The following is an 11806-nucleotide window of genomic DNA, read 5'->3' as shown; positions in this document are numbered from 1 at the left end:
ACCGTGCGCTACGCTTACGCCCTTACTGGCGCCCTCCTCCTCGGCGGCACTGCCGCCTCGCTGACGCTGCAGCGCCCCGCGATCGCGCAGCAGGCGCAGAACGAGCCGGGCGCAATCACCGCCACCGCGCCGCGCGCCGGCGCACCGATGAGCTTCGCCGACATGGTCGCGCGGCTCCAGCCGGCGGTAGTCAATATCTCCACCGATCAGAAGGTCACGCTCCAGCAGCCGACCAATCCCTTCGCAGGCACGCCGTTCGGCGATCTGTTCGGCCAGTTCGGCGGCGGTGGCCGCGGCGGCGCGCCGGTGACGCGCGAGGCGCAGTCACTCGGCTCGGGCTTCATCATCTCGCCCGACGGCTATATCGTCACCAACAATCACGTCGTCGCCGCGGGAATGCGCGGCGCGGTGGTCACCTCGATCCGCGTGACGCTGCCCGATCGCAAGGAATATGTCGCCAAGCTGATCGGCCGCGACACCGCATCCGACCTCGCATTGCTCAAGATCAACGCCCCCGGCCCGCTGCCGTTCGTCCGCTGGGGCGATTCGGCGCATGCCCGGGTCGGCGACTGGGTGATTGCGATCGGCAATCCCTTCGGGCTCGGCGGCACCGTCACCGCGGGGATCATCTCCGCCGTCCACCGCGTCACCGGGCAGGGCGCCAACGATCGCTTCATCCAGACCGACGCGTCGATCAACCAGGGCAATTCGGGCGGCCCGATGTTCGACATGAACGGCAATGTGATCGGCATCAATTCGCAGATCTTCTCGCAGTCCGGCGGCAATATCGGCATCGGGTTTGCGATTCCGGCGGAGGAAGCGAGACCGATCATCGATACGCTGATGAAGGGCGGCACGGTCAAGCGCGGCTATCTCGGCGTCGGCATCCAGCCGGTGACCGACGATATCGCCGCCGCATTGGGGCTGCCCAAGAATTCGGGCGAGATCATCGGCCGCGTCGAGCCGAACGGCCCGGCGGCCAAGGCCGGGCTGCGCGCCGGCGACGTGGTGACCAAGGTCAACGGCACCGCGGTGACCCCGGACAACACCTTGTCCTACCTCATCGCCAGCGTCACCCCCGGCTCGACCGCGCGGCTCGACATCATCCGCGACGGCAAGCCGACCTCGGCCAATGTCACCGTCGCGACGCGCCCGCCGGAGGACCAGCTCGCCGCCACCAGCGGCAGCGGGGACGATTTCTCGGCCGATGACGACGACGATCAGTCGGGCCAGCAGCAGCAGGCGCCGTCCAACGCGATCGGCCTCACCGTTCAGCCGCTCACCGCGGCGATCGCGCGGCAGATCGGGGTCGATTCGACCGTGCAGGGCGTGGTCATCAGCCAGGTCGATCCGTCGAGCGACGCGGGGCAGAAGCTGCGCCGCGGCGACGTGGTCTCGGCGATCAACGGCACGCCGGTGCGCACCGCCGCCGATCTGGCGCGCGGGGTGCAGGCGGCGAAGGCCGCCGGGCGGCCGCAGGTGCTGCTGATGGTCGTGCGCGGGCGCAACCCCGGCGCGTTCATCGCGGTCAAGATCAAGTAATCCGGGGTTCAAACGGATGAGAGGGCGTCGCGCGGACCCACCGCGCGGCGCCCTTTTCGTTTGGGGCGGGCGAGCGGCAGGCCTGCCCGTCACCCTGTCCCTTCGACTGCCTGCCACGGCAGGCGCTCAGGACATGCTTGAGCCGGGGTCCATCGTGCGCAACATCTTCCGTTCGCCCTGAGCCTGTCGAAGGGCGGCCCCAACGCTCGGGCGGCGGGACGCCGTTCGACAAGCCCAGGGCGAACGGCGGAGAGGAAATCTCGCGCCAACAGACGGCGCGTCAGAATCTCTCGCCTTGCACTTACCTCCGGTGGCCAGGGCCGGGATGACGGGGGTTGCAGAATCCCGATCGCGGCCCGCGCAAACGGCTTATATTTCTCGTCCAATGCTATAGTCTTTTCCCAGCACTGGTTTTCCCGGGAGTGAGCATGACCGACGGCATATTGATCGGCGCCGGCAGTGGGGGCGCGAACCCGCAGGTACTGCAATTGAAGCGCGCCAACCGCCACGGGCTGATCGCGGGCGCCACCGGCACCGGCAAGACGGTGACGATCCAGGGCATCATCGAGGGGCTGTCGGCGCAAGGCATCCCGTGTTTCGTCGCCGACGTGAAGGGCGATCTCGCCGGGATCGCGATGGCCGGATCACCGCAAGCCAAGACCCACGAGGCGTTCGCCCAGCGCGCCGCCGAGATCGGGCTGACCGACTGGCATTATGCCGACAATCCGGTGCAATTCTGGGATCTCTACGGCGAGCAGGGTCATGCGATCCGCACCACCGTCAGCGAGATGGGGCCGCTGCTGCTCGCGCGGCTGATGGACCTGAACGAGGTGCAGGAGGGCGTGCTGACGATCGCCTTCCACGTCGCCGACAAGGAAGGGCTGCTGCTGCTCGACCTCGACGATCTGCAGTCGATGCTCGCCAATTGCGCCGAGCGCGCCGACGAGCTGACCACCACCTACGGCAATGTCTCCAAACAATCGGTCGGCGCGATCCAGCGCTCGCTGCTCCAGCTGCGCAGCCAGGGGGCTGAGCATTTCTTCGGCGAACCCGCGCTCGACATGGACGATTTTCTACGCACCGACGACAAGGGGCGCGGCATCGTCAACATCCTCGCCGCCGATAAATTGATGGCGAGCCCCAAGCTCTATTCGACCTTCCTGTTGTGGCTGATGAGCGAATTGTTCGAGCATCTTCCGGAGGTCGGCGATCCCGACAAACCCAAATTGTGCTTCTTCTTCGACGAGGCGCATCTGCTGTTCGACGAGGCGCCCAAGGCGCTGCTCGACAAGGTCGAACAGGTCGTGCGGCTGATCCGGTCGAAGGGCGTCGGGGTCTATTTCATCACCCAGAACCCGATCGACGTCCCCGATACGATCGCCGGGCAGCTCGGCAACCGCGTCCAGCACGCGTTGCGCGCCTTCACCCCGCGCGATCAGGCGGCGGTGAAATCGGCGGCGCAGACTTTCCGCGCCAACCCCGGGGTCGATGTCGCCACCGCGATCACCGAGCTGAAGGTGGGCGAGGCGCTCGTCTCGCTGCTCCAGCCCGACGGCGCGCCCTCCCCGGTCGAGCGTACCTTGATCCGCCCGCCGGCGAGCCGGGTCGGCCCGATCACCCCCGACGAGCGCAAGGTGCTGGTCGAGACCGACGCGGTCGGCGCGAAATACGACACGTTGGTCAACCGCGAATCGGCGCACGAACTGCTCGCCGCCAAGACCGCCGAAGCCGCCGCCGCTGCGGCCGCCGCGCGCGCGCAGGACGATGCCGAAAAGGCCGCGGCGCTACAGGCCAAGCAGGATGCGCAGGCGGCGAAGGAAGCCGAACGCGCGCGCATCGCCGCCGAGCGCGAGGCGGCCAATTCGCCGTGGAACAAGGCAATCACCTCCGCCACCCGCGCGGCGAGTTCGTCGATCGGGCGGCAGGTCGCCAATGAGATTGGCAAACAGGTGTTCGGCGGGAGCAGCCGGTCGTCGTCGGGCGGCGGGATTATCGGCAGCGTGGTGCGCGGGGTGCTCGGCGGACTGTTCCGGCGCTAGGGGCGGGAACGTCGGGCGTTCGATCGGGGCAGGTTGAGCCGCCCGTTGTGCTCCTGCTCTACAAGGAGCGGACTACCACCCCCGCGAAGGCCGGGGTGGATCATATTTCGCGCACGATGCCATAGCCTCTTCGCTGCGCCCCTCCCTTGAACAAGGGAAGGGTCGGGGGTGGGTTGGGCCGCGGGGATACCGTTCCGCGCCGCCTCATCCCCACCCACCCCTAGCCCTCCCTTCACCAGGGAGGGGAGCAAGAAGTGCGAGGGTTACCTTACTTCCCGCCGGCCTTCACCCACGCCTCGATCTTCGCCTCGAGCACCGGCATCGGCAGCGCGCCGGTATCGAGCACCTGCGCGTGGAAGGCGCGCGGGTCGAAGCGCGCACCCAGCTCCGCCTTGGCCTTGGCCTTCAGCCGCGAAATGGTGAGCTGCCCGATCTTATAGGCCAATGCCTGCCCCGGGATCGCGATATAGCGTTCGACCTCGGCGGTGGCGTCGGTCTTCGCCATCGGCGAATTGTCGAGCATATACTGGATCGACTGGTCGCGGGTCCAACCCTTGGCGTGGATCCCGGTATCGACCACCAGCCGCATCGCGCGCAGCATCTCGTCGTTGAGCCCGCCCATCCGCTGATAGGCGTCGGTTTCCATCCCGAGATCGTGCCACAGGCTTTCGGCGTAGAGCCCCCAGCCCTCGGCATAAGCTGTGTTGCCACCGAAGCGCATGAACGCCGGCAGCGCGGCATTTTCCTGCGCGATGCTGATCTGGAAATGATGCCCCGGCACCGCCTCGTGGAGGTAGAGCGTCTCCATCTCCCACATATAGCGCGAGGGGAGATCATAGGTGTTGTAGTAGAAGATCCCGGGCCGCGACCCGTCCGGCGTCCCCGAATTGTATGAGCCGCCCGCTTCGGTCTTTTCCTTATAGGCCGGCACCGGGCGAATCTCGAGCGGGGTCTTGGGGATCAGCGAGAATTGCTCGCGCACCCGCAGATCGACGCGCTTGCCGATCGCCTCATAGCCTTCGCGCAACTGCTCGGCCGATGCCGGCTGGAACTGCTTGTCGGTGCGCAGGAAGGTGAAGAAATCGGCGAGGCTGCCCTTGAAGCCGACCTTGGTCTTCTGCTGCTCCATCTCGGCGCGGATCCGCGCCACTTCGCGCAAGCCGAGCTGATGGACGTCCTCCGCCTTGAGCGGCAGCGTCGTGTTCGATTCGATCAGATAATCGTAGAGCTTGGCCCCGCCCGGCATCGCCGACAGCCCGACGCTGTCGCGGGCATGCGCGAGATAATCATTGGCGAGGAAATCGCGCATCCTCTGATGCGCCGGGATCAGCACGTCGTGGATCTGCGCGGCATAAGCGGCGCGCAGCCGCGTCTGATCGGCGGCGGAAATCGTGTCGGGGAATTTCTTGACGGGCGCGTAGAACACCGATCCCTCGACCCCCTGATTGATCAGATTGTCGAACTGCTCGATCATGTTGCGCACGACCAGCTTGGGCTGGACGATATTGGCCTTTTCGCCCTGGCGGAACAGCCCGATCGCGCGATCGAGCGTCTCGGCATATTCGCGGTTGCGGGTGAGGTTGTTCTCGTAATCGACCAACGTCTTGAACGGCGCGGCCCCCTGCCCCGAGGCGAAATCGGGATAGAAGGTCTGGAAGCCGAAGAAATGGTCGATCGGGCGCAGCTTCTGCGGCGTCAGGATATCGGGCGCGAAACCGCGCAGCGCGATGTCATTCTGGTTGCGGAACACGTCATAGGCGATCTGGTCGACATGCGTCAGCTTGGCGCGGTCGATCCGCTTGAGCGCGGCGAGATCGTCCTCCAACGCCTTCTGCTCGGCGGCATAATGCGCCTCGGTCAGATAATCGCCGAGATGCGCGGCATAGCGCAGGTCGCCGCGGAAGATGCCCTCGATCGGATTGCGCTTGAGGTTCGCTTCGTCGCTGTCGTGGAACAGCTGCTTGAGCCTGGCGTCTTCGGGCCCGTCGCCCGGCTGCGGCGCCGGCGGCGGGACGGCCTGGCCCAGCGCGGGCGCGGCAACCAGGGCGGTGCCGGCCAGAAGCACGGCGGCAAGAAATTTACGCAAGCGGGGATCCCCTTTTTGGCTCTAGTGTACGACCCGAATATAACACTTCGCGGGTGGAGAAAAGCTGGTCTAGGCCGGGGACAAGCATCGCTCGGTTGCCGCGCGCGGCGCTTATCGCCATCTGCCTTCGCACTATGGCGAGCCTTCTCGATCCCGACGCGCGCGGTCGCGTCATTCTTGTCGGTGCCGGCCCGGGCGATCCCGGGCTGCTCACGCTGCGCGCGGCGGAGGCGCTGCGCCAGGCCGATGTGGTGGTCCACGACGGGCTGATCGATCCGCGCGTGCTCGATCTCGCGCCCGCGACCGCACAGCGCATCTCGGTCGCCAAGCGCCGTGCGCGCCACACCCTGCCGCAGGAAGCGATCAACGCGCTGATCGTCGCGCATGTGAAGGCGGGCAGCGTCGTCGTGCGGCTAAAGGGCGGCGACCCGTTCATCTTCGGCCGCGGCGGCGAGGAGGTCGAGGCGGTGCGCGCCGCGGGCCTCACCGTCGAGGTGATCCCCGGCGTCTCGGCCGCTTTGGGCTGCGCCGCGGCGGCGATGCTCCCGCTCACCCACCGCGATCACGCGAGCGCGGTCAGCTTCGTCGCCGGCCAGTGCAAGGGGCTGACCGAGCAGGATTGGTCGGGGCTCGCCGGGCAGGGCCGCACGCTCGTCATCTATATGGGCGTCGCGACCGCCGAGCAGATCGCCGACAAATTGATGGCCGACGGGGTCGCCCCCGACATGCCGGTCGCGGTGCTCGAAAAGGGCACCTTCGCCGATCAGCGCGCGCTCAAGACCCTGCTCGCCGATCTCGGCCCGATGGTCGCGCGCGAAGACGTCGAGAGCCCGGCGATCATCGTCGTCGGCGAGGTGGTGGAATTGAGCGACGCCGACGACAAGCTCGCGCGTTGGGCCAAAACAGCGGAGACATTGGCGTGAGGATTTTGACCGGGAACGACCTGCCCACCGGCGACGTGATCTGGTGGACCGGCGACGGCTGGTCGCGGCATGTCGAGGAGGCGGTCGATGTCGCCGATCAGGGCGAGCCGATCGCGCGTGCCGAGGAAGCCGCGCGGCGCGTCAACGGTGCCTATGTGATCGACGCGACGGAAACCCCCGACGGCCCGCGCCCGGCGCATATCAAGGATCGCATCCGCGCGCTCGGGCCGACGGTGCGCCCCGATCTGACGCTCAAGCCGGTCGACCCCAATGCCGGAAGCTGGGTGATATGATGAGCACCGCCGCAAACCCCCGCGTCATCCCGGCGCAGGCCGGGATCCAGCGCCACGATCGACGCCGCCTGGGTCTCTGGATCCCGGCTTCCGCCGGGATGACGGAGTAAATCGGATGTACAAATACGACCAATATGACCAGGCGATCGTCGATGCGCGCGTCGACGAATTCCGCGATCAGGTGCGCCGCCGGCTCGCCGGGCAGATCACCGAGGATCAGTTCAAGCCGCTGCGGCTCAAGAACGGCCTCTATCTGCAGCTCCACGCCTATATGCTGCGCGTCGCGATCCCCTACGGCACACTCAACGGCAAGCAGATGCGGATGCTGGGGCATATCGCGCGCAAATACGATCGCGGGTACGGCCATTTCACCACGCGGCAGAACATCCAGTACAATTGGATCAAGCTGCAGGACGCGCCCGATATCCTCGCCGATCTCGCGACGGTGGAGATGCACGCGATCCAGACGTCGGGCGAGAGCATCCGCAACCTGTCGTCGGATCAATATGCCGGCGCCGCGGCGGACGAGATCGCCGATCCCCGCCCCTGGGCCGAATTGCTGCGGCAGGCGACGACTTTCCACCCGGAATTCAGCTACTTGCCCCGCAAGTTCAAGATCGCGGTGACCGCCGCGGACGAGGATCGCGCGGCGATCCGGCTCCACGACATCGGGCTGAAGCTGGTGCGCAACGCGGCGGGCGAGCTGGGCTTCGAAGTCTATATCGGCGGCGGGATGGGGCGTACCCCGTTCGTCGCGCCGTTGATCCGCCCGTTCCTCCCCGCGGCCAATCTGTTCAGCTATCTCGAAGCCGCGCTGCGCGTGTGGAACCGCAACGGCCGCCGCGACAATATCCACAAGCAGCGGATCAAGATCCTCGTCCACGATCTCGGGCAGGAGGAATTCACCCGCCAGGTCGAGGCCGAGTGGCAGCATATCCTCGGCAATGCCTCGGACGTGCCGCTCGTCGAGGTCGAGCGGATCGCGACGCATTTCGCCCCGCCGCCGTTCGAGACTGGGCTGAGCGACGCGATCGATCGCAGCGATCCCGATTTCGCGCTCTGGGTCGATCAGAACGTCAAGCCGCACAAGGCGCCGGGCTATGCGATCGTCAACATCAGCCTGAAACCCGTCGGCGGCATCCCCGGCGACGTTTCGGCCGAGCAGATCGACGTGATCGCCGACCTCGCCGAGCGCTATTCGTTCGACGAGCTGCGCGCGACGCATGCGCAGAACATCGTGTTGCCGCACGTTCGCAAGCGTGACCTTTATGAACTTTGGACCGCGTTGGCCGACGCGGGGCTGGCGACGCCCAACCTCGATCTGATCAGCGATATCATCGCCTGCCCCGGGCTCGATTATTGCAGCCTCGCCAATGCGCGCTCGATTCCCGTCGCGCAGAAGATCGCCGATCGCTTCGCCGATCTCGGCCGGCAGCGCGAGCTGGGCGAATTGAAGCTCAAGATCAGCGGCTGCATCAACGCCTGCGGCCACCACCACGCCGGGCACATCGGCATCCTCGGCGTCGACCGGAAGGGCACCGAGAATTACCAGCTCCTGCTCGGCGGATCGGGCGCGGAGGACGCCAGCCTCGGCAAGATCACCGGCCCCGGCTTCAACGAGGACGGGATCGTCGATGCGGTGGAGCGCGTGACCGACAAATATCTCGCGGTGCGGCAGGAGGGCGAGCGTTTCCTCGACACCTATCGCCGCGTCGGATTCGAACCGTTCAAGGAAGCAATTTATGGCTGACGATTTCCTGCGCTTCCGCGACGACGAGCCGACCGAGGAGCCGGCGGTGACGCTGGACGCCTTCCTCGATCAGACCAATTCCTCCGCGGTGCGGCTGGAAGCGGGCGAGGACGTGCGGCTGCTGTTGCCGCATCTCCACCATATCTCGCTGATCGAGGTCGATTTCCCGCGCTTCCGCGACGGACGCGGCTATTCCTCGGCGCAGATCCTGCGCGAGGCGGGCTATAAGGGCGAGTTGCGCGCCACCGGCGACGTGCTGGTCGATCAGATGGATCATATGCGGCGCTGCGGCTTCGACAGCTTCGCGCCCAATGCCCCGATCGACCCCGAGGTGCTGCGCGCGACGCTCGATCGCTACGCCTTCCGCTATCAGACCGCGGCCGATGCGGCGGTGCCGGTGTGGAAATTGCGGCATGGCTAATGCCGCGCGCGCGCTCGACATGATCGACGTGACGCCGGCGTTCGCCGCCGGCGACGCGGAGACGTATGAGGCGCGTTTCGCCGGCGTGTCGACCGAGGACATGCTGGCCGATCTTCTCGCGAACGAGCTCAAGGGGCGCGTCGCGGCGGTGTCGTCGTTCGGCACCGAATCCGCGGTGCTGCTCCACATGATCGCGCAGGTCGACCGCGACGTGCCGGTGATCTTCACCAACACGCAGAAGATGTTCGGCGAGACGCTGGAATATCGCGACGAGCTCGCCGAGCGGCTGGGGTTCACCGATCTGCGCGTCTATCGCCCCGATCCGCGCATCCTCGCGGCGAAGGACGCCAATGGCCTGCGCTGGTCCTACGATCCCGACGGCTGCTGCGAGATCCGCAAGGTCGAGCCACTGCGCCGCGCGCTGGCGCCGTTCGACGCATGGATCTCCGGGCGCAAGGGGTTCCAGTCGAAGACCCGCAAGGCGCTGCCGCGGTTCGAGATCGACGAGGGGCGGCTGAAGCTCAACCCGCTGGCGGATTGGGACAAGGCGCGGCTCGAAGCCTATTTCGACGCGCACGATCTGCCGCATCACCCGCTCGAGGCGGACGGCTATCCGTCGATCGGGTGCAAGCCGTGCACGTCGAAGGTGCTCCCCGGCGAAGACCCCCGCGCCGGCCGCTGGCGCGGCTGGGACAAGGTCGAATGCGGGATCCACCTGCCGACCAAGCCGGGTGAGGAACCGGTTTTCTGATTTAGCTGCCTTCCTTCTTGCTCCCCTCCCTGGAAGGGAGGGGTTGGGGGTGGGTAGGCCCGCGAGGATCGACAAGGCTCGCCAGAATCGCCTCGGCGACTCCGTCGGGATTTTTCCGCACCTCGCTGTTCCAGAACCGCATGACCCGCCAGCCAAGCTTTTCGAGAAAGACCGTCCGCGCCGCGTCGCGTTCGGCGTTTTCGATATGCTGGCTGCCGTCGATTTCGACGGCCACCTTTGCTGTACGGCAAGCGAGATCAAGAATGTAGCGCCCGACCGGAAGCTGTCGCGTGAAGCGCGGGCGGGCGTGGCGCAGGCGTTCCCACAACGCGCGTTCTTCGGCCGTCGCGCTGTTCCTCAGATCGCAAGCCTTGGAGGTCAGCGCGGGAGGGACGCGAGGCATGGCGCATGCTCGCGCCTCGCGATACGGAGGGCAACCCACCCCCGACCCCTCCCTTCCAGGGAGGGGAGAAGAAGGAGGGGAGTAACCCCGCCTCAATACCCCGCGTAATCGCTGAACCGCGTGATCGTCGGGTCGAAGCGCAGCACCACCTTGCCCGTCGCGCCGTGGCGCTGCTTGGCGACGATCAGCTCGGCGAGGCCGAACACCCGCTCCATATCGGTCGCCCATTTGGCATGGTCTTCGAAGATCTTGCCGTCGTCGCCTTCCATCGGGCGCTTGGGCTCCTTCTGCGCGACGTAATAATCCTCGCGGAACACGAACCACACCATATCGGCGTCCTGCTCGATCGAGCCCGATTCGCGCAGGTCGGACAGCTGCGGGCGCTTGTCCTCGCGCTGTTCGACCGCGCGGCTGAGCTGCGACAGCGCCAGCACCGGGACGTTGAGATCCTTCGCCAGCGTCTTCAATCCGCGCGAAATCTCGGAGATTTCCTGGACGCGATTGCCGTCGCTCGATTTGCCGCTGCCGGTGAGCAACTGGAGGTAATCGACCACCACCAGCCCGATCTCATTATTGTGCCGCCGCTGCAGCCGGCGGACGCGGGTGTGGAGCGCGCCGATCGAGAGCCCGCCGGTATCGTCGATGAACAGCGGCAGGTTTTCGAGCTCGGCCGCGGCGGTCGCCAGCTTCTCGAATTCGGCGCGGCTGATCTTGCCCATGCGCAGCGCCTCCGAGCTGATCCCCGACTGTTCGGCGAGGATACGCGTCGCGAGCTGGTCGGCGGACATTTCGAGGCTGAAGAAGGCGACCTTCGCCCCCACCGACTGCGACGGCGGAATCCCGTCCTCCATGTCGCGCATCCAGCGCCGCGCGGCGTTGAACGCGATATTGGTGGCGAGCGAGGTCTTGCCCATGCCGGGGCGGCCGGCGAGGATCATCAGATCCGAATGGTGCATGCCGCCGATCTTGGCGTTGACCGAATCGAGCCCGGTCGTGACGCCCGAGAGATTACCCCCCGAATTGAGCGCGCGTTCGGCCATCTTGACTGCCATCGTCGTCGCCTGGACGAAGGTCTTGACGCTGCTTTCCGCCCCGCCGTCGGCGGCGACCTTGAACAATTCCTCCTCCGCCGCCTCGATCTGCGCGCGCGGATTGACCTCCTCCGAGGTATCCATCGCGCGATCGACGAGGGTCCGCCCCACCGTCACCAACGCGCGGAGCATCGCGAGATCGTAGATCTGCTGCGCGAACTGCCGCGCGCCGATCAGCCCCGCCCCCGATCCGGTGAGGCTGGCGAGATAGGCCGGGCCGCCGAGCTCCTTCATCCCCTCGTCCGCCTCGAACATCGGGCGCAAGGTCACCGGGGTGGCGAGCATGTCGCTGCTGCGCAACGTCTTGATCGCGGCGAAGATGCGGCCGTGGAGCGGCTCGTAGAAATGCCCCGGCTCGATCCGGTCGACGATATCGTCGGCCAGCCGGTTGTCGATCATCATCGCACCGAGCAGCGCCGCCTCTGCCTCGACGTTGCGCGGGAGTTGCATCGGTTCGGCCGGCTGGGCGGCATGGTTGAAAGCGAGCGTGGCCATCTGGCCACCTTC

Annotated in this window: 10 protein-coding genes; 7 read left to right on the top strand and 3 right to left on the bottom strand. The window is 66.6% G+C overall.

Features of this window, described 5'->3' with window-relative positions; translation table 11 throughout:
* Nucleotides 1-3: 3 nt before the first annotated feature.
* Together NED98_RS19880 and NED98_RS19875 are read left to right on the top strand one after the other, a co-directional pair.
* Nucleotides 4-1542, top strand: a complete 1539-nt coding sequence (locus NED98_RS19880; protein ID WP_179513843.1) for a Do family serine endopeptidase — start codon at nt 4-6, stop codon at nt 1540-1542.
* 428 nt (nt 1543-1970) lie between these two features.
* Nucleotides 1971-3581: a helicase HerA-like domain-containing protein gene (locus tag NED98_RS19875; protein WP_179513459.1), complete on the top strand. Its 1611-nt coding sequence runs from the start codon at nt 1971-1973 to the stop codon at nt 3579-3581.
* A gap of 268 nt (nt 3582-3849) precedes the next feature.
* Here NED98_RS19875 and NED98_RS19870 read toward each other — a convergent pair whose 3' ends face one another.
* Nucleotides 3850-5667, bottom strand: a complete 1818-nt coding sequence (locus tag NED98_RS19870) for a DUF885 domain-containing protein (protein WP_265314170.1) — start codon at nt 5665-5667, stop codon at nt 3850-3852.
* A 134-nt stretch (nt 5668-5801) separates the two neighbouring features.
* On the opposite strand from NED98_RS19870, the gene cobA reads away from it, so the two are divergent.
* The 5 genes from cobA to NED98_RS19845 all read left to right on the top strand — a co-directional run bounded on the left by cobA (nt 5802) and on the right by NED98_RS19845 (nt 9805).
* Entirely contained in the window at nt 5802-6590 is a 789-nt protein-coding gene (gene cobA, locus NED98_RS19865; protein ID WP_265314169.1) for a uroporphyrinogen-III C-methyltransferase, read from the top strand.
* On the top strand, nt 6587-6883 hold the full coding sequence (locus NED98_RS19860; RefSeq protein WP_179513457.1) for a DUF2849 domain-containing protein: 297 nt from the start codon (nt 6587-6589) through the stop codon (nt 6881-6883). The genes cobA and NED98_RS19860 overlap by 4 nt, the downstream gene beginning before the upstream one ends.
* A 115-nt stretch (nt 6884-6998) precedes the next feature.
* Nucleotides 6999-8633: a nitrite/sulfite reductase gene (locus tag NED98_RS19855; protein WP_265314168.1), complete on the top strand. Its 1635-nt coding sequence runs from the start codon at nt 6999-7001 to the stop codon at nt 8631-8633.
* Nucleotides 8626-9054 (top strand): DUF934 domain-containing protein, encoded by a 429-nt coding sequence (locus tag NED98_RS19850; protein ID WP_179513455.1) that lies wholly within the window; start codon nt 8626-8628, stop codon nt 9052-9054. Before NED98_RS19855 ends, NED98_RS19850 begins: the two co-directional genes overlap by 8 nt.
* Complete coding sequence (locus NED98_RS19845) at nt 9047-9805, top strand: phosphoadenylyl-sulfate reductase (protein ID WP_179513454.1); 759 nt, start codon at nt 9047-9049, stop codon at nt 9803-9805. Before NED98_RS19850 ends, NED98_RS19845 begins: the two co-directional genes overlap by 8 nt.
* Before the next feature lies 1 nt (nt 9806).
* Here the strand turns inward: NED98_RS19845 and NED98_RS19840 are convergent, their stop codons facing one another.
* Complete coding sequence (locus NED98_RS19840; protein WP_265314167.1) at nt 9807-10208, bottom strand: endonuclease domain-containing protein; 402 nt, start codon at nt 10206-10208, stop codon at nt 9807-9809.
* 92 nt (nt 10209-10300) lie between these two features.
* On the bottom strand, nt 10301-11794 hold the full coding sequence (locus NED98_RS19835; RefSeq protein ID WP_179513452.1) for a replicative DNA helicase: 1494 nt from the start codon (nt 11792-11794) through the stop codon (nt 10301-10303).
* Between the last annotated feature and the right edge of the window lie 12 nt (nt 11795-11806).

The sequence above is a fragment of the Sphingomonas lycopersici genome, assembly GCF_026130605.1.
Classification (GTDB): domain Bacteria; phylum Pseudomonadota; class Alphaproteobacteria; order Sphingomonadales; family Sphingomonadaceae; genus Sphingomonas; species Sphingomonas lycopersici.
The sequence above is the reverse complement of the archived record's forward strand: the minus strand, read 5'-3'. Positions and strand labels throughout refer to the sequence as shown.